A 26,273-nucleotide genomic window follows, 5' to 3' on the forward strand; every position below is an offset into this window, starting at 1 on the left:
TGACATGACGCCCGTAAATCTTCTCCTGATCGCCATCACCGTCATCGTGTCCTGGATGGCATTCAACAACCGCAAGCTGGCGGACCGGCTGATCCTGTGGCCGCCGGCGGTTGACCGCCATCGTCAGTACGACCGCCTGATCACGTATGGCTTCCTGCATGCGGACTGGCCGCATCTGATCTTCAACATGATCACGCTGTTTTTCTTTGGTGGTCAGATCGAAGGCTTGATGGTGCAGTTGTCAGGCAGCTATCTGACGTATCCGGCGTTCTATCTGGGTGCGCTGGTGATTTCCATCCTGCCGAGCTACATCAAGAACCAGAAGAACCCGAACTACCTGAGCCTGGGTGCATCGGGCGCGGTGTCGGCGGTGCTGTTCGCCTTCATCCTGCTCAGCCCGTGGACACTCATCTTCGTGTTCTTCATCCCGGCACCGGCGATCCTCTACGCGGTCTTCTATGTCGGCTACAGCATCTGGATGGACAAGCGCGGTGGCGATCAGGTCAACCACAGTGCCCACTTGGCCGGCGCCGCGTTCGGCGTGCTGTTCATGCTCGCGATGCAGCCGAGCATCTTCAACCACTTCCTGACCGAACTGGCGAACCCGCGCTTCGGCCTCGGCGGCTGACACGCGCGCGGGTAGAGCCGACTTCAGTCGGCTGGGCGGAGCGCGTGGAACGTCAGCCGACTGAAGTCGGCTCTACCAGGGCAGGGCGCGTGCAACATCAGCCGACTGAAGTCGGCTCTACCTCCCGGGGCTGGCGGCTACCGTGAGACGGTGTCTACGCCATAGGTGTCCAGCAGGCGGGTGAAGACTTCCTCGCCGATCTGCTGGAACTGACGGTCGTCGGTATGGCCTTCCACGGCAAGTTGCAGCAGCCCTTCCAGCAGGGTGGCATCGCTGGCTGTTCCGTCGGGGGCCGGGGTGGGGTAGTGGCGCATCAGAACCTCCTTGGTACGGGGGCGGGGTGCAGCGGCAAGCCACCCCATCGACCCTGTAAGCGGCCGCGCGCCGGTTTTCTTTAGCGTGGCCGCCTGCGACCCCACGAAATCCCTTGCCCCTGTTCAGGCTTCACACGATCATGGCGGCTGGCTGCGCACCATCGGCAGTGCCGCCCAAGGAGTACGGTCCATGGCTTCGGTCACGCCCCCCGGATTGGCCTATGAGGTCGACCATGATCTGGCCGGCCACCGCTTCACCGCCCGTGTCCGCGGGCATCTGGCGTTGCTGGAGTACCAGCTGAAGCGCCGCCGCATGGTGATCACCCATACGGAAGTGCCCGAGGCGATCGGGGGCCGCGGTGTTGCCGGCGAGCTGACCAGGGTGGCGCTGCGCTGGGCGCGCGAGAACAAATACAAGGTGGTCCCCGCCTGCGCATACGCAGAGGCGTTCTTCGACCGCCACGAGGAGTTTCATGACCTGTTGGCCGGATGACCCGGCAGGGTCCGTTCTAGCAAGGGAACCACAGTGATGTTGTCTGAAAATCAGGGGAAATGCATGGAGCCGGCACCGCGCCGAATTCTCACCGCCTCGCTGCTGAGCCTGGCGGTCACCGTCGTGCTGCTGGCCGGCTGCGGTCGGCAGAGCGATGCAGACGGCACCGCGCAGGCACCGGCGTCGTCGGCGGAGAGCGCCCTGCCTGCACCGGTGGCCGAGGCCCCGGCCGACGCACCGGTTGCGTTGACCGATGTCATCGAGACCAGCGGACAAGCGGTGGTAGGCATCAGTTATGCCGCCGGGCTGGATCGTTACCCCGGTCTGGCCAAGGCGTTGCAGGATTACGCCGCCGCCGCGCGTGGCGAGCTGCAGCAGGCGGTGGACGGGCTGGGCAATGACAAACCGAGCATGCCGTACGAGCTGTCACTGGCCTTCGAGAAGCAGTTGGAGACCGCTGACCTGGTTGTGGTCAAAGCGGAGGGAAGCCGGTACACCGGTGGCGCTCACGGTGAACCCCTGGTGGCACGCTTCGTCTGGCTGCCGCAGCAGGGCCGGATGCTGACTGCCGATGAGCTGGTGGCCGATGCGAAGGGATGGAAGGCGATCAGCGATCACGTGGCCGACCAGCTGCGCGAGCGCGTGGCGACCCGCCTGAGCAGCGAGGATATGGAGCCCGGCGAACTGCAGGAGTCGTTGCGCAGCGCATCGCGGATGATCGCCGATGGTACCGGCGCGAAGGCGGACAATTTCCGTCAGTTCGAACCGCTGACCGACGCCAGCGGCAAGGTCACCGCGCTGCGGTTCGTGTTCCCGCCCTATCAGGTGGGACCGTATTCCGAAGGCACGCAGACCGCCGACGTGCCGGCGGCCGTACTCGCGCCGCTGGTCGCGCCGGAGTACGCCCCCTTGTTCGCGCACAGCTGACCGGGGGACGGGGTGGACGCGGCGCTGCAGGCACGTGTCACCACCCTCCTGCATGACGCCGGCATCGAGGTCGGCGGGCCATGTGGACACGATATCCAGGTGCATGACCGGCGCTTCTTCGCGCGGGTCATCGCCGGTGGTTCGCTGGCGCTGGGCGAAAGCTACATGGACGGCTGGTGGGACGCGCGCCAGCTTGACGGTCTGCTGCTGCGTTTGATGCAGGCGCATCTGGACCAGCGCGTGCAGGGATGGCGCGACCTGGCCGATGCAGTGCGTGCACGGGTGCTCAATGCGCAGGCGGGGCAGGGCAGCTACCAGGTCGGTCGGCGACATTATGATCTGGGCAATGATCTCTACCAGGCGATGCTGGGCCGACGCTTGGTTTACAGCTGTGGCTACTGGACAAAGGCGCGCGACCTGGATGTCGCGCAGGAGGCCAAGCTGGACCTGGTGTGCCGCAAGCTTGGCCTGCGCCCAGGGCAGCGTGTGCTGGACATCGGCTGTGGCTGGGGCGAGGCACTGAAGTTCGCCAGTGAACGGTATGGCGTGAGCGGCGTCGGGGTGACCATCTCCGAGGAGCAGTCGACGCACGCACGCGAGCTGTGTGCGGGGCTACCGGTGGAGATCCGCCTGCAGGACTATCGCCAACTGGACGAACGCTTCGACGCGGTGTTTTCGATCGGCATGTTCGAGCATGTCGGCGTGCGCAATTACCGGCATTTCTTCGACGTGGCACGGCGCTGCCTGGCACCGCACGGATTGCTGTTGCTGCACACGATCGGCGGTAATGTCAGCCGCTATCGCACCGATCCCTGGATCGCCCGCTACATCTTCCCCAACTCGATGCTGCCATCCGCCGCGCAGATCACCCGCGCATTCGAAGGACGCTTCGTGTTGGAGGACTGGCACGGTTTCGGCGCGGACTACGACCTCACCCTGCAGGCGTGGCGAAGCAACATTGAACGCGCGTGGGCGTCGCTGGATCCCCGGCGTTACGACGAGCGGTTCAAGCGGATGTGGCGATTCTATCTTGCGGCGTCGATGGCCAGCTTCCGCTGTCGCCACGCCCAGTTGTGGCAGCTGGTCCTGTCGCCTGATGGCGTGCCAGGCGGTTACACCGCGGCACGTTGAAAAAAAATCGCCCGGTTTCCCGGGCGATTCTGGTCACACGTTACGTTTTACGCTGAGTCGCTCAGTTGCCAGCGCCGGTCAGGCCACGCTTCTCCAGCAGCGGCTCGATCTGCGGCTCGTGGCCCGCGAAATCGCGGAACAGCTGCATGGCATCGACGCTACCGCCGCGCGACAGCAGGGTCTTGCGGAAATGGTCACCGTTCTTGCGGCTGAGGCCGCCGTTCTCGTTGAACCACTTCTGGGTGTTGGCATCCAGCACTTCCGACCAGATGTAGGCGTAATAGCCGGCCGAGTAGCCGCCCATGATGTGGCTGAAGTACGGGGTCTTGTAGCGCGGCGGAACCGGCGCGTAGAAGATGCCGTCCTTGACCAGCGCATCGGCTTCGAACTTCATCACATCCGCTGGCGCCGGCACCTGGTCGGCACTGATCTGGTGCCAGCGCTGGTCGAGCATGGCCGCACCCAGATACTCGGTGGTGGCGAAGCCCTGGTTGAACTTGGCAGCCGCCACGACCTTGTCCAGCAGCGCCTGCGGCATCGCCGAACCATTCTGGTAGTGCTTGGCGTAGTTCTTCAGGATGACCGGATTGTCGGCCCACATTTCATTGACCTGCGAGGGGAACTCGACGAAGTCGCGCGGCACGGCGGTGCCGGAGAAGTACGGGTACTTCACATCGGAGAACATGCCATGCAGGGCGTGGCCGAACTCATGGAAGGTGGTGGTCACTTCGTCCCAGGTCAGCAGCGTCGGCTTGCCGGCCGGCGGCTTGGGGATGTTGAGGTGGTTGGCCACCACCGGCTTGAAGCCGGTCAGTTCGGACTGGGACACATATGAGTTCATCCACGCACCACCGCGCTTGGACGCGCGCGCATACGGGTCGAAGATGAAGATCGCCAGCTGGCTGCCATCGGCATCGAACACGTCATACACGGTGACATCGTCGTGGTACACCGGCAGGTCGGTGCGCTGCTTGAAGGTCAGGCCGAACTCCAGCTGCGCGGCATGGAACACGCCGTTTTCCAGCACGTTCTTCATCTCGAAGTACGGCTTCAGCTGCGATTCGTCGAAGTTGTACTTCGCCTGGCGCACCTTCTCGCTGTAGAACGCCCAGTCCCAGGCTTCCAGTTTGAAGGTCGGCTTGCCGGCGGCCTTCTGCTCCTGGTCGATCATCGCCTGCAGGTCGGCGGCTTCGCGCTTGGCATTGGCCACGGCGGCCGGTGCCAACTGGCCCAGCATCGCATTGACCGCTTCCGGCGTCTTCGCGGTCTGGTTGGTCAGGTTGTAGGCAGCGAAATTCGGGAAGCCCATCAGCTTGGCCTTGTCGGCACGCAGCTGCATGATCCGCGATACCAGCGCGGTGTTGTCGAACTCACCGCCGCGGCTGCCGCGGGTCGTCGATGCCTCGAAGATCTTCTGGCGCAGCGCACGGTTGGCCAGGTTGGTCAGCGGCGGCTGGCCGGTGGTGTTGAGCAGGGTGATCACGTACTTGCCGTCCAGGCCGCGTGCCTTGGCGGCTTCGGCAGCGGCGCTGATCTGCTCCTGCGACAGGCCGTCGAGTTCCTTGACGTCATCCACGGTGAGCGCCGAGGCGTTCACTTCGGACTGCACGTTCTGGCTGAACTTCGTGCCCAGGTTGGCCAGCTCGGCATTCATTTCCTTGAGCTTGGTCTTGTCCGCCTCGGACAGCTTGGCCCCGGCGCGGACGTAGTTCTCGTAGTACTTCTCGACCAGGCGCACGCCCTCGGCGTCCAGACCCAGCTTCTGGCGGCCGTCGTACAGCGCCTGGATGCGGGCGAACAACTTGCCGTTCAGTGCGATGGTGTCGCTGTGCGCGGCGAAGCGGGCCGAGTAGTCAGCCTGCAGCTTCTTGCGCGCATCGTTGGTATCGGCACCGACCAGCGAGAAGAACACGGTGGTGGCACGATCCAGCGTCTCACCGCTCTTTTCCAGCGCGATCAGCGTGTTTTCAAAGGTCGGCTTGGCCTTGTTGTTGGCGATCGCCTCCACTTCCTTCAGCTGCTGCGCCATGCCGGCGTCGAAGGCCGGGGCGAAGTCGCTATCGGTGATCTTGTCGAACTGCGGGTAGTGCAGCGCAAGGGGGCTGTCAGCGAAGAACGGGTTGGCCTGCTGTGCGGCAGGGCTGGCTGCCGGGGTGGCGGCGCCGGCCGAATAGGCGGGCAGGGCAAGGCCGAGGGTCATGGCCACGGCAAGGGCAAGGCGGGTGGTCAAGGTCAGTACTCCACGAAAACAAGTCCCCGAGGGTAACCCGGCGTTGAACGGGGCGGCTTGTGTCGAAAGGCATGGACGTTCAGGCTGGGCTGTCTCCTTTCCGGACCGGACCGCCATGGGCAGTGCCTACGACTTCGACATCACGACCCTGGAGGGGGAAACGTACGCGTTGTCCCGGTATCGCGGTCAGCCCTTGCTGCTGGTCAACGTGGCCAGCCGCTGCGGCTTCACCCCGCAATACGCGGGGTTGGAACAGCTGTGGCAGGAGCGGCGCGGACAAGGGCTGGTGGTCATCGGCTTTCCGTGCAACCAGTTCGGCGCGCAGGAACCGGGCGACGCCGCGCAGATCCGTGCCTTCTGCTCGCTGGAGTATCCGGTGACCTTCCCGCTGTCGGCCAAGATCGACGTCAACGGTCCGCACGCCGACCCGCTCTGGCAATGGCTGTCCACGCAGAAGCGTGGCGTGCTGGGCACCGCGCGTATCAAGTGGAACTTCACCAAGTTCCTCATCGACCGCGAGGGCCAGGTCGAGGCACGCTTTGCCCCGACCACGAAGCCGGAGCAGATCTTCTGAAACGTGAAAAAGGGGACGGAGGGGATTAAGTCGCATCTGGCCCATGGGCCAGATGCGACTTAATCCCCTCCGTCCCCTTTTTCAGAGCCGGCCGGCCGCTTCAGCCAGCTTCTGCTTATTTTTCGACGAAGGCGCGTTCGAAGACGTAGTGGCCGGGGCTGCCGATGCGTGGGGAGACCTGGAAGCCCTTGGCATCCAGCACCGTACGCAGGTCAGCCAGCATCTGCGGGCTGCCGCAGATCATGGCGCGATCATTGGCCGGATCAAGTTCCGCAAGGCCCAGCGTGCGCTGCATTTCGCCGCTCTCCATGAGCGAGGTCAGGCGGCCCTGGTTCGCGAACGGTTCGCGCGTGACCGCCGGGTAATACAGCAGCTTGTCGCCGATCATCTCGCCCAGTAACTCATGCTCGCGCAGCTCCTTCTCGAAGTAATCGCGGTAAGCGAGGTCTTTTTCGTAACGCACGCCGTGGGTCAGGATCACCTTGTCGAAACGCTCGTAGGTTTCCGGGTCCTTGATGATCGACAGCCACGGTGCCATGCCGGTGCCGGTGCCCAGCAGGTACAGGTTCTTGCCCGGGTGCAGGTCGCTGATCAGCAGCGTGCCGGTCGGCTTCTTGCCCACCAGCACCTTGTCACCCGGTTTGATGTGCTGCAGGCGCGAGGTCAGGGGGCCGTCCTGCACCTTGATGCTGAAGAACTCCAGGTTCTCTTCCCAGTTCGCGCTGGCGATCGAGTACGCACGCAGCAGCGGGCGCGCTTCGGTTTCAAGGCCGATCATTACGAACTGGCCGTTCTCGAAGCGGAACCCGCTGTCACGGGTGAGGGTGAAACTGAAGTAGGCATCGGTCCAGTGGCGGACCTCAAGCACCGTCTCGGCGCCGAAAGCAGCAGACATGGGGGTAGCGTATCCAGGAAATCGTCCGCGCCATTCTACCTCAAATGAGACAGGTTCTCATTGAGGGAAATGAGAGTCGTTCGTGATGGTCGCTCAGCGGTAGCCCGCAGCCTGCAGTTCGAACAGTTCGGCATAGCGGCCACCCTCGGCCATCAGCTGCGCATGGCTGCCACTGGCCTCGATCCGACCATCGGCCAGCACCAGGATGCGGTCGGCCATGCGTACCGACGAGAAACGATGCGAGATCAGCACTGCCGTACGTTGTTCGGACAGTTCGCGGAAGCGCTGGAACACCTCGTACTCGGCCCGTGCATCCAGCGCCGCGGTGGGCTCGTCGAGGATCATCACCTGCGCCTGGCGCATGTATGCACGGGCAATGGCGATTTTCTGCCACTGGCCGCCCGACAGGTCCACACCCTGTTTGAAGCGCCGGCCGATGACCTGTTGGTAGCCGCCCGGCAGTGCCTCGATGACATCGGCGGCCATGCCACGGCGGGCGGCCTCGCGGATGCGTTGTTCGTCATCCAGCGCGTCGACCTGGCCCACGCCGATGTTCTCGCCGGCGGTCAGGTTGTAGCGCACGAAGTCCTGGAAGATCACCCCCATGTTCGCCCGCAGGTCGTCCAGGTCGTAGTCGCGCAGGTCACGTCCGTCCAGCAGGATGCGCCCTTCATCGGGGTCGTACAGACGGGCCAGCAGTTTCACCAGCGTGGTTTTGCCTGCCCCGTTCTCACCCACCAGCGCCAACACTTCGCCAGCGTGCAGCTGGATATCCAGATGGCGCACCGCCCAGGTCTCTGCATCCGGGTATCGGAACCCCACGTCTTCGAAGACGAAGCCCTGGCGGATCGGGCGCGGTATCGGCACGGCATCGGCGCGGCTGTGGATCTCCGGTTGGATCTGGAAGAACGTGAACAGGTCATCCAGGTACAGCGCTTGGCTGGCGACCTGCGAGAAGCCGATCAGCAGCCCTTCCAGCAGTTGCCGCAGGCGCAGGAAGCTGCCGGCGAGGAAGGTGAGGTCGCCGATGCTGAAATCGCCGCGCACCGTGCGCCATGCGATGTACGCATAGGCGGTGTAGTAGCCCAGCGTACCCAGCGCGGCCAGCAGCGTGCCCCATATCGCACGGCGCCGTGCCAGCGTCCGGTTGGCCAGGAAGAAGCGGTCGGCGAGCAGCTTGTAGCGGTTGATCAGGAAGCGGTGGAGGTTGAAGATCTTCACCTCTTTCGCGGTCTCGACGCTGGCGCCCACCTGACGCAGGTAATCCAACTGACGGCGCTCGGGCGTCCACTGGAAATTGAGGCTGTAGCCGGCGGCGTTGAAGTGCGACTCGCCGATGAACGCCGGCACCAGGGCGAGGGCGAGCAGCACGATCAGCCAGGGCGCATACACCAGCAGGCCCACGGCAAGGCTGGCCACGGTGATCGCATCCTGCACCTGGCCGAACAGCTGGCTCATCAGGTTCATCCGGCCCATGGTCTGGCGCCGCGCACGGTCCAGCTTGTCCTGCAGTTCCGGGTCTTCGAAGTCTTCCAGGTCCAGCGATGCGGCGTGCTCCATCAGGCGCACGCTGGTGACATTGGTGAACAGCTCCGACAGCAGGGCGTCGGCGTAGCTGACGATGCGCCCCAACAGGTCCGACGCGATCGCCAGGCCGAACTCGAGCGCCAGCAGATACAACAGGGGATTGAGCAGGCCGCTGGCGAGGGCATCACCGAAAGGCGGGAAGCCGGCATCGTGCTGGCTGAGCTGCACCGCCGAGTCGATGATGAGCTTGCCGACGTACAGCATCGCCACCGGCAGCAGCGCGCGGATGATGCGCAGGCCAAGGCTGGCACTGGCCAGGCCCGGACTGGTCTGCCACACCTGGCGCAGGAACGGTGGCAGGTTGCGCATGGCGGAGAAGCGCTGGCGCAGGCTGGGGCGGGCGGACGCGGGGATATCGGGCATGCCGGTAGTGTGCGCCGTCATGGCGTGACGAGGGTATAGCCGACGGTAGAGCCGCCGGGTAGAGCCGACCGGTAGAGCCGACTTTAGTCGGCTGCGTTGCCCACAGCCGACTGAAGTCGGCTCTACCCGTTGCCTCTACCCGCCGCCTCTACCCGTCAGCGCAACCCGTCGGCGCAACCCGTCGGCGCAACCGGCGGGCATCGCAGCGGGCTTATGCCAGCGGCGGTAGCAGCCCGGCGCCCAGCCGGTTCCATGCGTTGATCACGGCCACTGCCATGCTCAGGTCGCTGATCGCCTGCTCATCGAAATGCGGTGCCAGCGCATTGAACGCGGCATCGGACGGGGCACCGTCGGGCAGCCGGGTGAGGGCCTCGGCCCAGCCCAGGGCCGCGCGCTCGCGTGCATCGAAGAAGCGGCTCTCGCGCCACGCCGCAACGGTATCCAGCTTGCGCGGTTCGACGCCAGCTTTCCGCAGCGCTGACGCGTGCATGTCCAGGCAGTAAGCGCAGCCGTTGATCTGCGAAACGCGCAGGAACACCAGCTGCTGCAGCTCACTGTCCAAGGTGCTGCCATGGACCGTACGGCTGACCGCCAGCAGGCCGTTATAGGCGTCGGCCGACAGGCGGGTGTAGGGCACGCGCGGGGTGGTGTTACTCATGTCAAAGCTCCAAGGGCGAGCCGGAATGGCCGCCTCTCATGCCAAAGACGCGTCGCCATCGCGCGCTGTGACAGCCCCGCGCAATTTGTTTGGATTCAGCACGCTGTACACCGCACTGATGCGTCCGTCGTCCACCACGATGGTGGTGACCGACTGCAGCCGCGTACCGTCGAAACGCAGGATGGCCGGCTCGCCGTTCACCGTCCCCAACCGCGCCGGCAACGCACCACCGCGACGCGCGATCGCCCAGTACAAGCGACCGATGCGTTCGGCGCCCAGCAGCGGGCGGATACCGGCGGTGACCACGCCGCCGCCGTCGGAAACGTGACGTGCATTGGCATGCAGCAGTGCCTGGATCGCCTCGCTGTCGCCGCGCTGGGACGCGTCCAGGAAGCGCGCAAGCAGGCGGCGATGCTGTCCGGCATCGGCGCTGAAGCGCGGCCGGCCTTCCTGCAGGCGCCTGCGCGCCCGATGCACCATCTGCCGGCAGTTGGCTTGGCTGTGCCCCAGCAGGGCGGCCACCTGCGGGTAGTCGTGGTCGAAGACCTCCTTCAGCAGAAAGGCCGCGCGCTCTTCCGGGGCCAGTTGCTCCAGCAACGCGAGGAAGGCCAGTGAGACGTCTTCGGCCACGGCATGCACCTGTGCCGGATCGGGCTCAGGTGGCAGGTCGAGGGCGATATGCAGGGGTTCGGGCAACCAAGGGCCCACATAGTCCGTGCGGTGCCGCTTGACGGCGCGCAGGCGGTCCAGCCCCAGCCGGGTGGTTGCGGTCACCAGCCATGCGAGCGGATCGACGATGTGGGCATGATCGGCGCCGGCCCAGCGCAGCCACGCATCCTGCACCACGTCCTCGGCATCGGCACGGCTGCCCAGCAGGCGATAGGCCAGCGCCAGCAGGCGGGGGCGGTGCTCATGGAAAGCGGATTCGGTGCTCATGGACCCAGGACGCGGCGGCGGCATGCGGTGTGACAGCCATGGCGGCAAGTGAAGCACGGTTCGCGTTTGCGGGATGGCGGGAGTCGGCTCTACCGGCGGCGCGAACGGTTGAAGCCACATGCGCGGGCGCGCGGGGGTAAAATGGGCGGATTACCCCGCCAGCCCCCAGCAAGCGAGCAGCCCGTGACATCGATCAAGCAGGAAGACCTCATCCAGTCCATCGCCGACGCGTTGCAGTACATTTCGTACTACCACCCGGTCGACTACATCAAGAGCCTGTCCGCTGCCTACGAGCGCGAGGAATCGCCGGCGGCCAAGGAAGCGATGGCGCAGATCCTGATCAATTCGCGGATGTGCGCCGAGGGCCACCGGCCGATCTGCCAGGACACGGGCATCGTCACCGTGTTCCTGGAAATCGGCATGAACGTGCGCTGGGACGACGCCACGATGGGCGTGGAAGACATGGCCAACGAAGGCGTGCGCCGTGCCTACAACCATCCAGACAACAAGCTGCGCGCTTCGGTATTGGCTGATCCCGCGGGCAAGCGCACCAACACCAAGGACAACACTCCGGGCGTGGTCAACGTCAAGGTGGTGCCGGGCAATACGGTGGACGTCATCGTCGCGGCCAAGGGCGGTGGCTCGGAAGCGAAGAGCAAGTTCGCGATGCTCAATCCCTCCGACTCGATCGTCGACTGGGTGCTGAAGACGGTGCCGACCATGGGGGCTGGCTGGTGCCCGCCGGGCATGCTCGGTATCGGCATCGGCGGCACGGCTGAAAAGGCGATGCTGTTGGCGAAGGAGTCGCTGATGGAGCCGATCGACATCAACGAACTGAAGGCACGCGGAGCGTCGAACCGCGCCGAAGAACTGCGCCTTGAGCTGTTCGACAAGGTCAACGCGCTGGGCATCGGCGCGCAGGGCCTGGGCGGCCTGACCACGGTGCTGGACATCAAGGTCAAGGACTTCCCGACCCATGCGGCGAATCTGCCGGTGGCGATGATTCCGAATTGCGCGGCGACCCGCCATGCGCACTTCACCCTGGATGGCAGCGGCCCGGTGATGCTGGACCCGCCGTCGTTGGCCGACTGGCCGCAGATCACCTATGACGCGTCGAAGGGCACGCGCGTTGACCTGGATACGATCACCCCGGACGACGTGGCCAGCTGGAAGCCGGGCCAGACTCTGCTGCTCAACGGCAAGCTGCTGACCGGGCGCGACGCAGCGCACAAGCGCATCGTGGAGATGCTGGACAAGGGCGAGCCGCTCCCGGTGGACCTGAAGGGACGCTTCATCTACTACGTCGGCCCGGTGGATCCGGTGCGCGACGAAGTCGTGGGCCCGGCCGGCCCGACCACCGCAACGCGGATGGACAAGTTCACCCGTCAGGTGCTGGAACAGACCGGCCTGCTGGGCATGGTGGGCAAGGCCGAGCGCGGCCCGGCGGCGATCGAGGCGATCCGTGACAACAAGTCGGCCTATCTGATGGCCGTGGGCGGATCGGCGTACCTGGTGTCCAAGGCGATCAAGGCTGCCAGGGTGGTGGGTTTCGCCGACCTGGGCATGGAAGCCATCTACGAGTTCACGGTGGAGGACATGCCGGTGACCGTGGCGGTGGATTCCACCGGCGAATCGGTGCATGTCACCGGCCCGCGCGAGTGGCAGGCCCGCATCGGCAAGATCCCGCTCGTGGTGGTGTAAGCCACCACGCCCGCAATGCGCGTGCATTCCACGGTAGCGCCGAGCCACGCTCGGCGAGCGCAGCGGGCTCCCGGCAAGGATCGGTACGGTAGCGCCGAGCCATGCTCGGCGAGCGCAGCGGCCTCACGGCAAGGATCCGCACGGTAGCGCCGAGCCATGCTCGGCGAGCGCAGCGGGGTTTTGCAGAGCCAGGGCAGCCGACTGAAGTCGGCTCTACCCGCGAGTACTCAAAGGATGTCCAGCACCCGTTCCGGCGGGCGACACAGGCGCGTGCCCTTGTCGGTGATCACGATGGGCCGGTTGATCAGCCGCGGATGGGCGGCCATTGCCGCCACCAGAGCAGCCTCGTCCGCACCGGACAGCCCCAATTCGGTGAACAGCGGCTCCTTGCTGCGCACCAGTTCCAGCGCGCCCAGCCCGGCATCGTCGAGCACCCGGCGCAACGTCGCCGCATCGGGCGGTGTCGCCACATAGTCCACGATGACCGGCTCCACGCCGGCATCGCGGATCAGCTTCAACGCACCGCGCGAGTTGCCGCACGCCGCGTTGTGCCAGATCGTCACCGCCATCAGAACCATTCCAGCAGCGAAACACCCACGCCGATGTAGGTGGCCTTGTGGTTGTAGTCGATCATGCTCTCGCCATAGCCGTCGAACACCTGCACATGGCCGCGCAGCAGGTTGCTGATGGGGAAGCCATAATCCAGCTGCAGCGCGCCGTGCGAGCGGTCGCCGCCGCGCAGCGAGTGGCGGGCCAGCAGCGCGACCTCGTGGCCCTTGTGGTTCCAGACCAAGGTGGCATCGCCACGGCCCATGTAATCTTCGATGTCCGGATTGTTGTCTTCGCTGCGCGACTCGGGAATGCGGTACCACGGACGCAGGGTCAGGGCCCAGTTCTCGCGGTCCAGGCCGACACTGACGATCACCCGGTTCCAGCTGCGCGAGAACGGATCGGAGCGTCCATTGGACTGATGGTTGACGCCGATCGTGCTCATCCGGCCACGCCAGCCGCCGATGGAGTAACCGTTGCGGAACACGGCCATGACCTCCGGCTCATAGTTCGTTTCGCGGAACGGTCGCGAGTTGTCCGCGTTGTAGGCCTGCCAGCGCGAGCTCTGCGTGTAACCGGCCCAGATATCCCCGTTGTCGCCGAACAGGTTCTCGACGATCTTGGTCTTGAAGCTGAGCTGGAACTTCAGCTCGTTGCTGTCCAGCAGCTGCGGCGTGGTCACCGTGTTGGCCGGGTTCGGCGACTGCGGCATCAGGTTCTTGTCGCTGGTCCAGAAGGCGGGCAGCAGATAGACCGGCTTGTAGGCGCGCAGCTGGAAGGGGCCGAGCTTGGAGGCCTCCGCCAGTTCCCAGCGGCTGTCCAGCAGCGAGCCGCGACCGGCATTGGCCACCGCTTCATCGTGCGGGGCGGGGCGAAACAGATCGCCCACGCGCGAGCGGATCTTTTCCTCGCCCTCGCTCACCCGCACGGTCTGGCGTTCTTCGCGCCGGTCCTGCTTGGCCGCTTCGGCAGCCGCGTCGGCCTGCGCGGTGGTTTCCTGGGTCGGACCAAACAGCTGGTCATAGCACGCAAGGCGCGCGGCATCGACGGTGATGGCGGCGCAACCGGTGGGCGTGGTCGCTGCAGAGGAAGTGAACTCCTGCGCGGCCAACGGCGCGCTGGCCATGGCGAGCACCAGCGGGGCGATGCGGGGAAAGTGAGAGGTGAGGGTCATTGCTGCGGGCCCTTGCACAGGATGCGAAGTAAGGAGAATGGGCGACAGTGTGCTGCCTGCGATGCATGCAGGCCAGTACCGGCGGCGATATGCCCGCCACTATCGTGAGGTGACCGTGAAGGCGGCGCGTTCAGAGGAACCAGGCAAAGGCGAACAGGCCCAGCATCGCCACCACCAACGCAAGCTTGAGCGCGAGGCCCAGCAGGATACCCAGCCAAGTGGACAGCCCCACGCGCGTAGAGCGGCCGAGTTCGCGGGTGTGCCAGTACTCGCCCAGCAGCGCACCGACCAACGGGCCGAGGAACAGGCCGATCGGCATGAAGAACAGCCCCGCGATGCTGCCGACGAAGGTGCCCCACAGCGCTTTGCGACTGGCCCCCACCCGCTTGGCACCGACGACCGTCGCCAGGATGTCGACCACGAAGGACAGTACGGTCAGTAGGGCCAGCACGAGCAGGGTGGGCCAGCCGACATGGACGAATCCGTCAGCCCACGCGGCAAGCAGCAGGCCGAGGAAGACCAGCGGGATACCCGGCAGGGCGGGCAGGGCAATGCCCGCGATGCCGACAACAACGAGGAGTGCCGCTAGCAGGTACAAGATGAATGAAAGGTCCATGCTTATCCGTAGGGAGGTCGAAATGGTCTTGACACCCGGCAAATCTACCCGTTGCAAATTCGTTTTGCTCGGGTTAAGTTGACCTCGCTGAGCTTGGCAAGGTCACCGTGGATCGTGGCCTGGTGTTGGTGGATCGTCACGAACCGCTGCATCGTTGCACCTCGCTTCCCCCTTGCTGTCAGCCGCCTGCCAGGGCGTATCCAACAACAAGACAGTCAGGGAGTAGGCAAGATGAGTGAGAAGGGCACCGTCAAGTGGTTCAACGACGCCAAGGGCTTTGGTTTCATCAGCCGTGAGAGCGGCGAAGATGTGTTCGTGCACTTCCGTGCGATCGAATCCCAAGGCTTCAAAAGCCTGAAGGAAGGTCAAGAGGTCGAGTTCGAAGTCGTGACCGGCCAGAAGGGTCTGCAGGCGGACAAGGTGAAGCCGCTCTAAGCGCGCACCGCACATCCTGCGGGAGAGACACCAGAAGGGCCCGCTCGCGCGGGCCCTTCTTTGCTTTCATCCGCTTGGAATGCAGAGCAGGCGGACGATCAGCGCAGGATCACGCGGCCATTCACCACGCGAACGTAAGTGTTCTCGCGGATGCCGGCCAGGTCACGCTGGTTGACCACGATGGTGCGCCCGTCGTCCATGCGCACCGAGATGTCGTAGGTATCGCTGGTGACGTTCTTCTGGATCTGGTTGCCTGCCAGGGCACCACCGACCGCGCCTGCTGCAGCGGCGATGTTCTTGTTGCCGCGGCTGCCGCCGGTGTGGTCGGAGATCTCATGGCCGGCAACGGCGCCGACGATGCCACCCAGCACGGCGCCGGTGGCGGTCGGTGCAGCGCGGCCGGAGGCGACGGTGTTGATGCGGGTCACGATGCCGCAGTCCGCACAGCGATTGGTGTTGTAGTTGCCGCCGCTGTTGCCGTAGCTGTTGTTGTTGTTGTAACCGCCGCCGCCGTAACCCGGGGAGGTGGCACAACCGGCCAGGGCGAGCGTGGCAATAGCACTTGCGGCGATGAGCTGGATCTTCATGGTGGTTCTCCTGGCCAGAATGAGGTGGTGGAGCGTCTGGTGCGCGTGGGGGGATCGTCCTGCTTTGAACGTGAACGGAGCGCCAACCACGCCAGGTTTAGATGGCTGGCGGATGAACCGTTTCAGCTCGACCCCTCGAATGAGCGGGATGCGGGGGAACGCGCGAGCCGCTTTACACTATGCCGATGAATGAATCGATCAAAGAGCGCTTCGCCGGCGTTGAACGGCTGTATGGGCGGGGGGCACTGGAGACGCTGCAGGCACGCCGGGTCGCGGTGGTCGGCATGGGAGGGGTGGGGTCGTGGGTGGTGGAGGCACTGGCGCGGTCGGCCGTGGGCCACCTGACGCTGATCGACGCCGATGACATCTGTGTCTCCAACACCAACCGGCAACTGCCCGCGTTGGAGGGCAACTACGGCCGTAACAAGGCGGTCGCGATGGCGGAACGGTGTCGCGCCATCAATCCCGCCATCGACGCGGCCGCGGTCGAGTCGTTCTTGACGCCTGCGAACATGGCGGACCTGCTGGACCACGGATTCGATCTGGTGATCGATGCCTGTGACAGCTTCCGGGTGAAGGTGGAAACCATCGCCTGGTGCCGCCGCCGCAAGCTGCCGCTGCTGACCGTGGGCGCGGCCGGTGGACGCACCGACCCCACCCTGGTGCGCGTGCGTGATGTGTCGCGCACCGAGCACGATGCCATGTTGGCGATGATCCGCAAGAAGCTGCGCAGTGAGTTCAATTTCCCGAAGAACGCGAAGCGCTACTTCGGCGTCCCGGCGGTGTATTCGCTGGAGAACGTGCGTTACCCGCAGGCCGATGGCAGTGTCTGCGGGATCCGCCCGAACCTGGGCGCCGATGCGGCGATGAAGCTCGATTGCGGTGCTGGGCTGGGTGCAGCCACCCACATCACCGGCGCCTTCGCCTTCGTTGCCGTGGCCAAGGCATTGGAGATGCTGCTGGCCCCGGCAAAGCTTTAACGACCGCCGCCATCGGCGGCGCGAGCCAGGCGGCGTGATCCAGTTGGGGTGATCCAGGTAGAGCCGACTTCAGTCGGCTGCTTGTGCGACCGCCCCGGCGGCTCGGACGACCTTCCCCGTAGCGCCGAGCCACGCTCGGCGAGCGCAGCGGCAGCGTCATCACGATGCGCGGTCCGGGCCACGATACGAATGCGCAGGACAGCAGCCGACTGAAGTCGGCTCTACCAAGCCGCCTCTACCAAGTCGGCTCTATCCCATGCCGGTTACACCACAGGCAGGCCGAACAGTCGCTGCGCGTTGGCCGTGGTCGCTTCCGCAAGGACATCTAGCGAAATGCCGCGTAGCGCCGCAATCTCGCTGGCGATGTGATGCAACCGCGCCGGTTCGTTGCGTTCGCCGCGTATGCCGCTGTCCGGCTGATCGGGCGCATCGGTCTCCAGCAGCAATTGTTCCAGCGGCATGTTCTGCACCAAGCGGTGCAGCCGTTGCGCGCGGTCGTAGGTGACCGGTCCACCCAGGCCGAGCAGGAAGCCGGCCTTGTGCAGCAGCGCGGCCTGCTCGGGGCTGCCGGAGAAGCTGTGCACCACACCGCGCAGCCCGCCGACCCGTCGAATGGCGGCGATCACCGCATCGACGGCGCGCCGTGCGTGCACGATCACCGGCAGATCGAACGCGCGTGCCAACTCCAGCTGTCCCACGAAGTACAACTGCTGCTGCTCGCGGTCCAGGTCATCGATGAAGAAGTCCAGCCCGCACTCGCCGATGGCACAAGGACGCTCGCGCTCGATCCACTGACGCAGCGTCGCCAGATCGGCAGGGGCGTGGTCGGCGAGGAAGACAGGATGCAACCCATAGGCGGGGAACAACCCCGTGTCCTGCTGGCAGACCGCCCGCAGCTTCGGCCAGCTGGCGGCGGTGACGGCGGGTACCACCTGCTGCCGCACCCCGGCCGCGCGTGCCCTCGCCACTACCGCGCTGCGGTCGACATCGAACTCGCCCGCGTCCAGATGGCAATGGCTGTCGATCAGCACGGTCAGCGCAGCTCCAACGGCGGCGCCGCAGGTTTGCGCGTTTTCCAGCTCGCCAGCAACAGCGTGCCCATGCCCAGCAGGAGTTCGTCGACAAAGGGAATCGGATCGGGCACCACCAAGGTGATCGCAAACAGCCCGGCAGTGAGCTTGAACAGGGTGGGGAAGCGCAGGCGGCGCGCCCAGCCCAGCACGGGCAGCAGCATCGGATTGGCCATCTTGGATTTCCTCGCAGGACAGGCTGCAAACGCTACCACGGCGTCCGGATGGCCGTTTCCTGAATGGGAGGCGGAAAGATAAAGGTCTTGTCGAGATTCCGTTCAGGGAGCGCGTGCTGCAATCCGCATTGTGAACGTTGCGGGTGGTCCGCAAGGAGCAGGTCATGAAAACTACTACTACTACGGTCCTGGTCGCTGCAGGTGCATTGCTGGTCGGTGGCATTGCCACGGCTGCCTTCATGAAAAGCGGCGACAAGAGCCCGGGTTACGTGACCGCCGCCGATGGAACGGTGCTGCCGGACGCTGCGCTGGCCGATGACGGCGCGCGCACCGACGCGCTGGATGTCGATGCCAAGCGCGGCCTGGAATATGCCGACGTGATGAAAGTCGCCCCGATCACCCAGAAAGAAAAAGCCTATGCGACCGTGATCGGGACCGAGGCGGTGCGCCAGACCTCCAGCACCCAGACGCCGCATGAAGTCTGCGAAGACGTCGTGGTGCAGGAACGACTGCCCGAGCGCGACGGCAACGTGGGTGGCACGGTCGCCGGTGCGGTGATCGGCGGCCTGCTGGGCAACCAGGTAGGCGGCGGCAATGGCCGCAAGGTCGCCACCGCAGCGGGCGCCGTGGCGGGTGGCATGATCGGCAACAACGTCGACAAGCGCCACGTCGGCGGTCGCGTGGTCAATCGCACCGAGCGCCAGTGCCACACCGAAACCACCACCTCCGAGTCCAGCCAGGTCACCGGCTACAACGTGACCTATCGCAACGAAGACGGCACCACCGGGACGATGCGCATGGACAGCAAGCCGGGCACCCGGATCGCCATGGGGACTTCCGATGTGGTCAAGGGCTACGACGTGACGTATCGCTACGACGGCGCTGAGAAGACCATCCGCATGAACGACAAGCCGGCCAGCGATCGTCTGCCGGTGGTCGATGGCCAGTTGGTGACCCAGACCGCTGCAGCCGCGAGCAACCACCAGTAACGCGCTTCACTGACCGCAGTCGCTGCAAGGACGAGGCCGGCGCAAGCCGGCCTTTTCCGTATCCAGCGGTGGCCGCAGCCCGCTTGGCAAGGCGGCGCACAGTTGCCAGACTGCCCAGCACGCGCCGGCGTGGCTGGCGGCCCAGAGGGAGTGCAGTGATGGCGGATGAGCGGGTAGGTCTGACAGTCCATGGGATGTCCGTATCGGGCAACTGCCACAAGGTGCGCCTGCTGCTGGAGCAGCTCGGCACCCGCTATCGCTGGGTAGAGGTGGACAGCGCGCACGGACAGACCCACGAGCCCGGGTTTCTGGCGCTCAACTTGAATGCCAAGGTACCCGTCGTCGTACGCGATGACGGGCGGGTACTGCCCGAGTCCAACGCCATTCTGTTCTGGTTGGCGGAAGGCACGCCGTTCCTGTCCAGTGATGGCTGGGAGCGCGCACAGACCCTGCGCTGGATGTTCTTCGAACAGTACAGTCATGAACCGTACGTCGCCGTGGCGCGCTTCATCCGCGGATGGGTGGCTGCGGATTCGCCGCGGCATGCAGAGCTGCCGCAGTTGCGCGAGCGCGCGGCGCAGTCGCTCGCCGTGATGGAGCAGCACCTGGCCGGCGCATCGTGGTTCAGTGGCCGCCAGTACGGGATCGCCGACATCGCACTGTTCGCCTATACGCACGTCGCGGGCGATGGCGGCATTTCCCTGCAGGCGTTTCCGTTGATCAGCGCATGGCTGCACCGTGTCCGCGCGCAGCCTGGGTTCGTGCCGATGCCTGCGGTGACGGCCGAGGTGCAGGCGCGGTTCGACGCGCAATAGCCGGGCCGGTCATGGACCCGCCCTGCGCCACGGGCGACAATGTGCAGGTAGCGTCCCATCGCCCTGGGCGCAGGAAGCAGATGCATGTGTGGATTGGCGGGAATGCTGTTGCCGGCACCTTCGATGGAGGCCGGACCCCTGCAGGCGCTGGCCGGGCGGATGGGCGATGCGTTGCTGCATCGGGGACCGGATGATCGCGGTGTGTGGGCTGATGAAGCGGCGGGCGTGGCCCTCGCACATCGTCGCCTGAGCATCCTCGATCTTTCACCGCTGGGCCACCAGCCGATGGCCTCGGCCGATGGCCGCTACGTGATGGCCTACAACGGCGAGGTCTACAACTTCGCTGCGCTGCGTGCCGAGCTGGAGCCGCATGGTCACCCGTTCCGGGGTCACTCCGATACCGAAGTGCTGCTCGCGGCGATCCTGCAATGGGGGCTGGACGATACCCTGCAGCGCTGCAACGGCATGTTCGCCATCGCGCTCTGGGATCGCCACGAGCAGTGCCTGTGGCTGGCGCGCGATCGCGTCGGCAAGAAACCGCTGTATTACGGCTGGGCGGGTAGCACGCTGGTGTTCGGATCGGAGTTGAAAGCGCTGTGGCAGCATCCCGATTTCGACAACGACATTGACCGCGACGCGCTGACCCTGCTGCTGCGGCTGGACTACATTCCCGCGCCGCACAGCATCCACCAGGCATGCTTCAAGATGATGCCGGGCCGTGTGCTGCGGCTGGATGCGGCCATGGTGGAGGCGGGCGCCTCCGCGCATCGGCCGGAGCAGGCGCAACGTCCGTTCTGGGACGCGCGTGCGCGCATGCAGGCTGCCTTGGCCAACCCCTTCCGCGGCAGCATCGACGACGCCGAACAGCAGCTCGATACCTTGTTGCAGGATGCGGTTGGCCTGCGCATGGTCGCCGACGTGCCGGTCGGCGTGTTCTTGTCCGGCGGCACCGATTCTTCACTGGTCGCCGCGCTCATGCAGGCGCAGAGCAGCAAGCCGGTGCACAGCTTCAGCATCGGCTTCAGTGATTCGCACCACGATGAAGCGCCGCTTGCCAAGGAGCTGGCCGCGCACCTGGGTTGCGACCACACCGAGCTGTATGTCAGTGGGGCCGATGCGCTGGCGGTGGTGCCGCAGCTGCCGACGATGTTCGATGAACCCTTCGCCGACGCCTCGCAGGTACCGACGGCCCTGGTGGCCCGACTGGCGCGGCAGGGTGTCACCGTGGCGTTGTCCGGTGATGGCGGCGATGAACTGTTCTTCGGCTACATGCGCTACGTGCGCGCGCTGCGCAACTGGCAGATGCTCGGCCGTGTCCCGGCCCCGCTGCGGCGCTGGCTGGGTGCGCGTTCGACGGGGCAGGGCGAGGCCTCGCGCACGGGGGGGCTTGCGGCATTGCTCGCCGAGACCGGCGCGCGCGGCATCGGCGATGTGTACCGCAACCGGATCTCACGCTGGCGCGACCCGCTGGCTGCCGTGCAGGGTGCCCGCGGGGCGGGGAGTTTCTATGACCTGGCCGATCCGCTGCATGGCGCCGGCACACCCGCCGACGCGATGATGCTGGCCGACTTCGTGAGCTATCTGCCCGATGACCTGCTGTGCAAGGTCGACCGCACTTCGATGGCGGTAAGCCTGGAAGCGCGTGCGCCCCTGCTGGACTGGCGGGTGGCTGAGTTTGCGTGGTCGTTGCCGCTGGCGTTCAAGCGTCAGGACGATGTGAGCAAGGTACTGCTGAAGCGCGTACTCGGACGCTATGTGCCGCAGTCGATGGTGCACCGACCCAAGCGCGGCTTCGGCGCGCCGGTCAGCGACTGGCTGCGTGGCGACCTGCGCCCGTGGGCCGAGGCGCTGCTGGATCCGGGCCGGCTGCAGCGTGAGGGCGTGCTGTCCGCTGCGGCCATCCAGCCGCTGTGGCAGCAGTTCATCGGCGGCCAGCGCAAGTGGCATACCCACCTGTGGAACGTGCTGATGTTCCAGGCTTGGCAGGCGCACTGGCGCGAGACACGCGACAGCATCCGTGCAGCCAGTCGGCAGGGCGGATCTGTGTGACTGGGCGAGCGGGCAACATGGGCCTGCTCGCGTGCCTTCACCCAGCCACAAGGCGGCCGCCACTAGGGTGAAACATCCCCAACGCGAGACCATCCCATGGCCGAGTTCACCATTGCCGTCCTTGTCGGCAGCCTTCGAAAAGAGTCGATCAACCGCAAGCTGGCGCGCGCGCTGGAAAAACTGGCAGCGGGCAAGGCGCGCTTCGACTTCGTGCAGATCGGCGACCTGCCGCTGTATGACCAGGATTTCGACAGCGACTATCCGGCCGAAGGCAAGCGGCTGAAGGACCAGATCAAGCAGGCGGACGCCGTGCTGTTCGTCAGCCCTGAATACAATCGCTCGGTGCCCGGTGTGCTGAAGAACGCCATCGACATCGGCTCCCGGCCGTATGGACACAGCGCGTTCGCTGGCAAGCCCGCCGCCGTGATCGGTGCCTCCATCGGCGTCATCGGGACGGCGGTCGCCCAGCAGCACCTGCGCAACATCCTGGCCTACCTGGACATGCAGGTGCTGGGTCAGCCAGAGGCCTTCCTGCATTTCAAGGAAGGGCTGATCGATGACAACGGCACGATCACCAACGAAGGGACGCAGAAGTTCCTGCAGGACTTCGTCGACCGTTTCATCGCGCTGGTGCAGGTCCACGCCAAGGCTGTCTGAACACCCCGGTCGCGGTCGCCGGCTGGCGGCCGCGATCTGCGATAATGCACCACGCGGGCGTCGCAACGATGCCTGCCATCGGCACCACGACATCGCAGCGCCACGTTGGTCATGCACCGGTGGATATCCCCCGTTTGCCCACGGCTTATCCACAGGCTTGTCCATGGCGGCAGGGGTTCGCGCGTGCCTACACTGATCTCGCCAACCCGTAGGAAATTCCGCCGTATGTCTGCCCGTTCCGGCTTCCGTTCCGACCGTCGTGAGCGTTCCGACCGCCACGACCGCGATGACTCGCGCATTGATTCGCTGCGTGTGCCGCCGCATTCGGTGGAAGCCGAGCAGGCCGTGCTGGGCGGCCTGATGCTCGCGCCGGAGGCCTTCGACCGCGTCAACGAGCAACTGGCCGAGGGAGACTTCTACCGGCGCGACCACCAGATGATCTACCGCGCCATCCGCGAGCTGTCCGAGCGTGACCGTCCGTTCGATGCGGTCACGCTGGGCGAGTGGTTCGAATCGCAGGGCAAGATGGAGCTGGTCGGCGACGGTGCCTACCTCATCGAGCTGGCCAGCACCACGCCATCGGCGGCGAACATCGTGGCCTACGCGGAGATCGTGCGTGACAAGGCGGTGCTGCGCCAGTTGATCCAGGTCGGCACGGACATCGTCAACGACGGCTTCCAGCCCGAAGGCCGCGAAAGCAGCGAACTGCTGGCCAGCGCGGAAAAATCCGTGTTCGCCATCGCCGAGCAGGGCGCTCGCGGGCGGACGGATTTCGTGGCGATGCCGGGTGCGCTGAAGGACGCCTTCGAGGAGCTGCGCAACCGCTTCGAGAACGGCGGCAACATCACCGGACTGCCGACCGGGTACAACGATTTCGATGCGATGACCGCCGGCCTGCAACCGACCGACCTGATCATCCTCGCGGCTCGTCCCGCGATGGGCAAGACAACCCTGGCGCTGAACATCGCCGAGTACGCAGCAATCAAGTCGAAGAAGGGCGTCGCGATCTTCTCGATGGAAATGTCGGCCTCGCAGTTGGCGATGCGCCTGATTTCATCGAATGGCCGCATCAACGCCCAGCGCCTGCGCACCGGTCAGCTGGAAGATGAGGATTGGAGCCGGGTGACCGGCGCCATCCGCATGCTGAAAGAGACCAAGATCTTCATCGACGATACGCCCGGCGTGTCGCCGGAGATCCTGCGGTCCAAATGCCGTCGTCTGAAGCGCGAGCATGACCTGGGCCTGATCGTGATCGACTACCTGCAGTTGATGAGCGTGCCGGGCAACAGCGAAAACCGCGCGACGGAAATCTCCGAAATCTCGCGAGGCCTGAAGGGCCTGGCGAAGGAGCTCAACGTGCCGGTGATCGCGCTGTCCCAGCTCAACCGATCGCTGGAAACGCGTACCGACAAGCGCCCGGTGATGGCCGATCTTCGCGAATCCGGCGCTATCGAGCAGGATGCGGACATGATCGTCTTCATCTACCGCGATGATTACTACAACAAAGAAAACTCGCCGGACAAGGGCTTGGCCGAGATCATCATCGGCAAGCACCGTGGTGGCCCCACCGGCTCGTGCAAACTGAAGTTCTTCGGTGAGTACACCCGGTTCGACAACCTGTCGCACGATTCGGTGGGGTCGTTCGAGTAAGGGACGTAGCGCCGAGCCCTGCTCGGCGCTACCAGCATCATGGATGCGCGCGCGGGGTTCGTCGGCGCATCCGGCGTTTCGTCGCATTCCGCTTGCACCGCGCACAGCGGGAGGGAAGGATGGTCTCCAGGCGGCGCGGTGCCGTCGTAGGAGCCCCTGTCATGAAGACCCTGTTCGCGCTCGGCGTGTGGTGCCTGCTGTTCGTGCTGTGCTGGCCGCTGGCGATACTCGCCCTGATCGCGTGGCCGTTCGTGTGGTTGATCAGCCTGCCGTTCCGCCTGGTGGGAGTGACCCTGTCGGCCGTGTTCGCGTTCCTGTCGGCGGTCTTGATGCTGCCCGCGCGCCTGCTCGGCGGTGGGCGACAGCCAGCCGCCGCTCGGTAGAGCCGACTTCAGTCGGCTGGCGGTCGTAGGTCATGTAGCCCGCAGCCGACTGAAGTCGGCTCTACCCAGGGCAAAGCAGCCGGCCGGCCCCCTGAGGCCACAAAAAAACCCCGCCGAAGCGGGGTTTTTCGTTACGCCACCAAAGCGGTATCAGTTCGCCTTGTGGATCGCGCGCTTGCTGACCGCCATCGCGGCGTCGTGCACCACTTCCGACAGCGACGGATGGGCGTGGCAGATGCGCGCGAGATCATCGGCCGAACCGCTGAACTCCATGGTCAGCACGCCTTCGTGCACCAGCTCGGACACATTCGCGCCGACCAGGTGCATGCCCAGGATGCGATCGGTTTCGGCGTGTGCCAGCACCTTGACGAAGCCGGTCGGCTCGATCATCGCAACCGCACGGCCATTGGCGGCGAACGGGAAGCTGCCAGCCTTGTACGGAATGCCTTCCGCCTTCAGCTGCTGCTCGGTCTTGCCGACCCAGGCCAGCTCCGGCTCGGTATAGATGACCCACGGGATGGTGTCGAAGTTGACGTGGCCCGGCAGGCCCGCGATCAGCTCGGCCACGGCGATGCCTTCCTCGAAGCCCTTGTGTGCCAGCATCGGGCCGCGCACGCAGTCACCGACCGCCCACACGCCATTGACGCCGGTGTGGCAGTGCGCGTCCACTTCGATCTGGCCACGCTCGTTGATCTTGACGCCGGTGCCTTCAGCCAGCAGGCCCTTGGTCGCTGCGCGACGGCCGACGGCCACCAGCAGCTTGTCCACGGTCAGCGACTTCTCGCCTTCGCTGTCAGTGTAGGTCAGCGCGACTTCGGCCTTCTTGCCCTTGCCGGTGACTTCAGCCTTGGACACCTTGGCGCCCAGCTTGATGTCCAGGCCCTGCTTCTTGAACTCCTTCAACGCGACCTTGCCCACTTCGGCGTCGGCGGCGGCCAGGAAGTCCGGCAGTGCTTCCAGGATCGTCACTTCCGACCCCAGGCGCTTCCACACGCTGCCCAGTTCCAGGCCGATCACACCGGCGCCGATCACGGCCAGGCGCTTCGGGACTTCGGTGAAATCCAGGCCGCCGACGTTGTCGACGATGGTCTCACCGTCGAACTTGGCGAACGGCAGTTCGATCGAGTCCGAGCCAGCGGCGATGATCACGTTGGTGCCCTTCAGCTCGACGATCGAGCCGTCGTGCTGGGTCACCTTGACCACGTTGTCCTTCTGCAGCTCGCCGAAACCGTAATACGCAGCCACCTTGTTCGCCTTGAACAGCATGGCGATGCCACCGGTGAACTGCTTGACGATCTTGTCCTTGCGGCCAACCATCGCCTCGACGTCCATCTTGGCATCCTTGAAGCTGATGCCGTGGTCGCCAAAGATGTGGCCCATGTTCCAGTACTGGCGCGAGGAATCCAGCAGCGCCTTGGACGGGATGCAGCCCACGCGCAGGCAGGTGCCGCCGAGCGCCGGCTTGCCGTCCTTGCCCAGCGCCGCGTCGATGCAGGCCGTCTTCAGGCCCAGCTGCGCGGCACGGATGGCGGCGTGGTAACCGGCCGGGCCGGCACCGATGACGACGACGTCGAATTGTTCAGCCATTTGAAGGTTCCTTGTTGCATTCCTCGACCCGTGGAACGGATCGGTGGCGCGAGGCGCCGGGAGGCGGGCAGGGCGGTGGCCGTGCCCCTGAATCGACAGACCCCTCCCGCGGGCGGGAG

At 65.4% G+C, this 26,273-nt stretch carries 27 protein-coding genes; 14 read left to right on the forward strand and 13 right to left on the reverse strand.

Features of this window, described 5'->3' with window-relative positions:
- Nucleotides 1–4: 4 nt before the first annotated feature.
- Nucleotides 5–628, forward strand: a complete 624-nt coding sequence (locus ABRP17_RS15735) for a rhomboid family intramembrane serine protease (protein ID WP_188326855.1) — start codon at nt 5–7, stop codon at nt 626–628.
- A 137-nt stretch (nt 629–765) separates the two neighbouring features.
- On the opposite strand, the gene ABRP17_RS15740 is transcribed toward ABRP17_RS15735, so the two are convergent.
- Nucleotides 766–942: a hypothetical protein gene (locus ABRP17_RS15740; RefSeq protein WP_188326856.1), complete on the reverse strand. Its 177-nt coding sequence runs from the start codon at nt 940–942 to the stop codon at nt 766–768.
- Between the two features lie 190 nt (nt 943–1,132).
- Between ABRP17_RS15740 and ABRP17_RS15745 the strand changes: the two genes are divergently transcribed.
- The 3 genes from ABRP17_RS15745 to cfa are packed head-to-tail and all read left to right on the forward strand — an operon-like array spanning nt 1,133 to nt 3,493.
- Nucleotides 1,133–1,435, forward strand: coding sequence for a GNAT family N-acetyltransferase (locus ABRP17_RS15745; RefSeq protein ID WP_192081377.1), 303 nt, complete (start codon nt 1,133–1,135; stop codon nt 1,433–1,435).
- Nucleotides 1,436–1,471: 36 nt separating this feature from the next.
- The gene (locus ABRP17_RS15750) at nt 1,472–2,362 is read left to right on the forward strand and encodes a DUF3298 domain-containing protein (protein WP_349986737.1); all 891 of its coding nucleotides are present in this window, start codon (nt 1,472–1,474) and stop codon (nt 2,360–2,362) included.
- Nucleotides 2,363–2,374: 12 nt separating this feature from the next.
- On the forward strand, nt 2,375–3,493 hold the full coding sequence (gene cfa, locus ABRP17_RS15755) for a cyclopropane fatty acyl phospholipid synthase (RefSeq protein ID WP_349986739.1): 1,119 nt from the start codon (nt 2,375–2,377) through the stop codon (nt 3,491–3,493).
- A gap of 61 nt (nt 3,494–3,554) precedes the next feature.
- Here the strand turns inward: cfa and ABRP17_RS15760 are convergent, their stop codons facing one another.
- Nucleotides 3,555–5,723, reverse strand: a complete 2,169-nt coding sequence (locus ABRP17_RS15760) for a M3 family metallopeptidase (RefSeq protein WP_192081375.1) — start codon at nt 5,721–5,723, stop codon at nt 3,555–3,557.
- A 115-nt stretch (nt 5,724–5,838) separates the two neighbouring features.
- Between ABRP17_RS15760 and ABRP17_RS15765 the strand changes: the two genes are divergently transcribed.
- Nucleotides 5,839–6,297: a glutathione peroxidase gene (locus ABRP17_RS15765; RefSeq protein ID WP_192081374.1), complete on the forward strand. Its 459-nt coding sequence runs from the start codon at nt 5,839–5,841 to the stop codon at nt 6,295–6,297.
- A 115-nt stretch (nt 6,298–6,412) separates the two neighbouring features.
- Here the strand turns inward: ABRP17_RS15765 and ABRP17_RS15770 are convergent, their stop codons facing one another.
- The 4 genes from ABRP17_RS15770 to sigJ form a co-directional block, all read right to left on the reverse strand.
- Nucleotides 6,413–7,192: a ferredoxin--NADP reductase gene (locus ABRP17_RS15770; RefSeq protein WP_349986541.1), complete on the reverse strand. Its 780-nt coding sequence runs from the start codon at nt 7,190–7,192 to the stop codon at nt 6,413–6,415.
- Between the two features lie 93 nt (nt 7,193–7,285).
- Nucleotides 7,286–9,142 carry an ABC transporter ATP-binding protein gene (locus ABRP17_RS15775; RefSeq protein WP_349986542.1) on the reverse strand — a complete coding sequence of 619 codons (1,857 nt, stop codon included), beginning with the start codon at nt 9,140–9,142 and terminating at the stop codon, nt 7,286–7,288.
- 211 nt (nt 9,143–9,353) lie between these two features.
- Complete coding sequence (locus ABRP17_RS15780; protein WP_349986539.1) at nt 9,354–9,800, reverse strand: carboxymuconolactone decarboxylase family protein; 447 nt, start codon at nt 9,798–9,800, stop codon at nt 9,354–9,356.
- A 36-nt stretch (nt 9,801–9,836) separates the two neighbouring features.
- A complete protein-coding gene (gene sigJ, locus ABRP17_RS15785; protein ID WP_349986537.1) occupies nt 9,837–10,736 on the reverse strand; it encodes an RNA polymerase sigma factor SigJ in 900 nt (299 codons plus the stop codon).
- A 183-nt stretch (nt 10,737–10,919) separates the two neighbouring features.
- On the opposite strand from sigJ, the gene ABRP17_RS15790 reads away from it, so the two are divergent.
- Entirely contained in the window at nt 10,920–12,437 is a 1,518-nt protein-coding gene (locus tag ABRP17_RS15790; protein WP_188326865.1) for a fumarate hydratase, read from the forward strand.
- Nucleotides 12,438–12,664: 227 nt separating this feature from the next.
- Here the strand turns inward: ABRP17_RS15790 and arsC are convergent, their stop codons facing one another.
- The 3 genes from arsC to ABRP17_RS15805 all read right to left on the reverse strand — a co-directional run bounded on the left by arsC (nt 12,665) and on the right by ABRP17_RS15805 (nt 14,776).
- Nucleotides 12,665–13,006, reverse strand: coding sequence for an arsenate reductase (glutaredoxin) (arsC, locus tag ABRP17_RS15795; RefSeq protein WP_192081368.1), 342 nt, complete (start codon nt 13,004–13,006; stop codon nt 12,665–12,667).
- Complete coding sequence (locus tag ABRP17_RS15800; RefSeq protein WP_349986535.1) at nt 13,006–14,160, reverse strand: phospholipase A; 1,155 nt, start codon at nt 14,158–14,160, stop codon at nt 13,006–13,008. The genes arsC and ABRP17_RS15800 overlap by 1 nt, the downstream gene beginning before the upstream one ends.
- Nucleotides 14,161–14,290: 130 nt before the next feature.
- Nucleotides 14,291–14,776, reverse strand: a complete 486-nt coding sequence (locus ABRP17_RS15805; RefSeq protein WP_192081366.1) for a DUF456 domain-containing protein — start codon at nt 14,774–14,776, stop codon at nt 14,291–14,293.
- Nucleotides 14,777–15,007: 231 nt separating this feature from the next.
- On the opposite strand from ABRP17_RS15805, the gene ABRP17_RS15810 reads away from it, so the two are divergent.
- Nucleotides 15,008–15,211 carry a cold-shock protein gene (locus tag ABRP17_RS15810; RefSeq protein WP_188326869.1) on the forward strand — a complete coding sequence of 68 codons (204 nt, stop codon included), beginning with the start codon at nt 15,008–15,010 and terminating at the stop codon, nt 15,209–15,211.
- Between the two features lie 98 nt (nt 15,212–15,309).
- Here ABRP17_RS15810 and ABRP17_RS15815 read toward each other — a convergent pair whose 3' ends face one another.
- Nucleotides 15,310–15,798 carry a glycine zipper 2TM domain-containing protein gene (locus ABRP17_RS15815; RefSeq protein WP_192081365.1) on the reverse strand — a complete coding sequence of 163 codons (489 nt, stop codon included), beginning with the start codon at nt 15,796–15,798 and terminating at the stop codon, nt 15,310–15,312.
- Between the two features lie 185 nt (nt 15,799–15,983).
- Here ABRP17_RS15815 and ABRP17_RS15820 point away from each other — a divergent pair, with 185 nt between their 5' ends.
- On the forward strand, nt 15,984–16,778 hold the full coding sequence (locus ABRP17_RS15820; RefSeq protein ID WP_349986532.1) for a tRNA threonylcarbamoyladenosine dehydratase: 795 nt from the start codon (nt 15,984–15,986) through the stop codon (nt 16,776–16,778).
- A gap of 263 nt (nt 16,779–17,041) precedes the next feature.
- On the opposite strand, the gene ABRP17_RS15825 is transcribed toward ABRP17_RS15820, so the two are convergent.
- Both ABRP17_RS15825 and ABRP17_RS15830 read right to left on the reverse strand, forming a co-directional pair.
- On the reverse strand, nt 17,042–17,815 hold the full coding sequence (locus ABRP17_RS15825) for a TatD family hydrolase (RefSeq protein ID WP_188327237.1): 774 nt from the start codon (nt 17,813–17,815) through the stop codon (nt 17,042–17,044).
- Nucleotides 17,812–18,024, reverse strand: a complete 213-nt coding sequence (locus ABRP17_RS15830; protein ID WP_188327238.1) for a DUF6116 family protein — start codon at nt 18,022–18,024, stop codon at nt 17,812–17,814. The genes ABRP17_RS15825 and ABRP17_RS15830 overlap by 4 nt, the downstream gene beginning before the upstream one ends.
- A 164-nt stretch (nt 18,025–18,188) precedes the next feature.
- Here ABRP17_RS15830 and ABRP17_RS15835 point away from each other — a divergent pair, with 164 nt between their 5' ends.
- The 6 genes from ABRP17_RS15835 (at nt 18,189) to ABRP17_RS15860 (ending at nt 24,567) form a co-directional block, all read left to right on the forward strand.
- Nucleotides 18,189–19,013 (forward strand): glycine zipper 2TM domain-containing protein, encoded by an 825-nt coding sequence (locus tag ABRP17_RS15835; protein ID WP_274602778.1) that lies wholly within the window; start codon nt 18,189–18,191, stop codon nt 19,011–19,013.
- Between the two features lie 158 nt (nt 19,014–19,171).
- On the forward strand, nt 19,172–19,828 hold the full coding sequence (locus ABRP17_RS15840) for a glutathione S-transferase family protein (RefSeq protein WP_192080056.1): 657 nt from the start codon (nt 19,172–19,174) through the stop codon (nt 19,826–19,828).
- Between the two features lie 84 nt (nt 19,829–19,912).
- The gene (asnB, locus tag ABRP17_RS15845; protein ID WP_188326873.1) at nt 19,913–21,877 is read left to right on the forward strand and encodes an asparagine synthase (glutamine-hydrolyzing); all 1,965 of its coding nucleotides are present in this window, start codon (nt 19,913–19,915) and stop codon (nt 21,875–21,877) included.
- A 96-nt stretch (nt 21,878–21,973) separates the two neighbouring features.
- A complete protein-coding gene (locus tag ABRP17_RS15850; protein ID WP_188326874.1) occupies nt 21,974–22,534 on the forward strand; it encodes an NADPH-dependent FMN reductase in 561 nt (186 codons plus the stop codon).
- Between the two features lie 225 nt (nt 22,535–22,759).
- The gene (locus ABRP17_RS15855; RefSeq protein ID WP_188326875.1) at nt 22,760–24,184 is read left to right on the forward strand and encodes a replicative DNA helicase; all 1,425 of its coding nucleotides are present in this window, start codon (nt 22,760–22,762) and stop codon (nt 24,182–24,184) included.
- 161 nt (nt 24,185–24,345) lie between these two features.
- The gene (locus ABRP17_RS15860; RefSeq protein WP_188326876.1) at nt 24,346–24,567 is read left to right on the forward strand and encodes a hypothetical protein; all 222 of its coding nucleotides are present in this window, start codon (nt 24,346–24,348) and stop codon (nt 24,565–24,567) included.
- 150 nt (nt 24,568–24,717) lie between these two features.
- Here ABRP17_RS15860 and lpdA read toward each other — a convergent pair whose 3' ends face one another.
- Nucleotides 24,718–26,154 carry a dihydrolipoyl dehydrogenase gene (gene lpdA / locus ABRP17_RS15865; RefSeq protein WP_188326877.1) on the reverse strand — a complete coding sequence of 479 codons (1,437 nt, stop codon included), beginning with the start codon at nt 26,152–26,154 and terminating at the stop codon, nt 24,718–24,720.
- Nucleotides 26,155–26,273: the final 119 nt, after the last annotated feature.

Origin of the sequence: Stenotrophomonas sp. WHRI 8082, assembly GCF_040223995.2 — a bacterium.
GTDB lineage: Bacteria > Pseudomonadota > Gammaproteobacteria > Xanthomonadales > Xanthomonadaceae > Stenotrophomonas.

Bases quoted from the DNA above. Each gene is read 5' to 3' on its own strand.
- ABRP17_RS15735 (WP_188326855.1), top strand. From the start codon at position 5: ATGACGCCCGTAAATCTTCTCCTGATCGCCATCACCGTCATCGTGTCC.
- ABRP17_RS15740 (WP_188326856.1), bottom strand. From the start codon at position 942: ATGCGCCACTACCCCACCCCGGCCCCCGACGGAACAGCCAGCGATGCC.
- ABRP17_RS15745 (WP_192081377.1), top strand. From the start codon at position 1,133: ATGGCTTCGGTCACGCCCCCCGGATTGGCCTATGAGGTCGACCATGAT.
- ABRP17_RS15750 (WP_349986737.1), top strand. From the start codon at position 1,472: ATGTTGTCTGAAAATCAGGGGAAATGCATGGAGCCGGCACCGCGCCGA.
- ABRP17_RS15765 (WP_192081374.1), top strand. From the start codon at position 5,839: ATGGGCAGTGCCTACGACTTCGACATCACGACCCTGGAGGGGGAAACG.
- ABRP17_RS15770 (WP_349986541.1), bottom strand. From the start codon at position 7,192: ATGTCTGCTGCTTTCGGCGCCGAGACGGTGCTTGAGGTCCGCCACTGG.
- ABRP17_RS15775 (WP_349986542.1), bottom strand. From the start codon at position 9,142: ATGCCCGATATCCCCGCGTCCGCCCGCCCCAGCCTGCGCCAGCGCTTC.
- ABRP17_RS15780 (WP_349986539.1), bottom strand. From the start codon at position 9,800: ATGAGTAACACCACCCCGCGCGTGCCCTACACCCGCCTGTCGGCCGAC.
- sigJ (WP_349986537.1), bottom strand. From the start codon at position 10,736: ATGAGCACCGAATCCGCTTTCCATGAGCACCGCCCCCGCCTGCTGGCG.
- arsC (WP_192081368.1), bottom strand. From the start codon at position 13,006: ATGGCGGTGACGATCTGGCACAACGCGGCGTGCGGCAACTCGCGCGGT.
- ABRP17_RS15800 (WP_349986535.1), bottom strand. From the start codon at position 14,160: ATGACCCTCACCTCTCACTTTCCCCGCATCGCCCCGCTGGTGCTCGCC.
- ABRP17_RS15805 (WP_192081366.1), bottom strand. From the start codon at position 14,776: ATGGACCTTTCATTCATCTTGTACCTGCTAGCGGCACTCCTCGTTGTT.
- ABRP17_RS15810 (WP_188326869.1), top strand. From the start codon at position 15,008: ATGAGTGAGAAGGGCACCGTCAAGTGGTTCAACGACGCCAAGGGCTTT.
- ABRP17_RS15815 (WP_192081365.1), bottom strand. From the start codon at position 15,798: ATGAAGATCCAGCTCATCGCCGCAAGTGCTATTGCCACGCTCGCCCTG.
- ABRP17_RS15820 (WP_349986532.1), top strand. From the start codon at position 15,984: ATGAATGAATCGATCAAAGAGCGCTTCGCCGGCGTTGAACGGCTGTAT.
- ABRP17_RS15830 (WP_188327238.1), bottom strand. From the start codon at position 18,024: ATGGCCAATCCGATGCTGCTGCCCGTGCTGGGCTGGGCGCGCCGCCTG.
- ABRP17_RS15835 (WP_274602778.1), top strand. From the start codon at position 18,189: ATGAAAACTACTACTACTACGGTCCTGGTCGCTGCAGGTGCATTGCTG.
- ABRP17_RS15840 (WP_192080056.1), top strand. From the start codon at position 19,172: ATGGCGGATGAGCGGGTAGGTCTGACAGTCCATGGGATGTCCGTATCG.
- asnB (WP_188326873.1), top strand. From the start codon at position 19,913: ATGTGTGGATTGGCGGGAATGCTGTTGCCGGCACCTTCGATGGAGGCC.
- ABRP17_RS15850 (WP_188326874.1), top strand. From the start codon at position 21,974: ATGGCCGAGTTCACCATTGCCGTCCTTGTCGGCAGCCTTCGAAAAGAG.
- ABRP17_RS15855 (WP_188326875.1), top strand. From the start codon at position 22,760: ATGTCTGCCCGTTCCGGCTTCCGTTCCGACCGTCGTGAGCGTTCCGAC.
- ABRP17_RS15860 (WP_188326876.1), top strand. From the start codon at position 24,346: ATGAAGACCCTGTTCGCGCTCGGCGTGTGGTGCCTGCTGTTCGTGCTG.
- lpdA (WP_188326877.1), bottom strand. From the start codon at position 26,154: ATGGCTGAACAATTCGACGTCGTCGTCATCGGTGCCGGCCCGGCCGGT.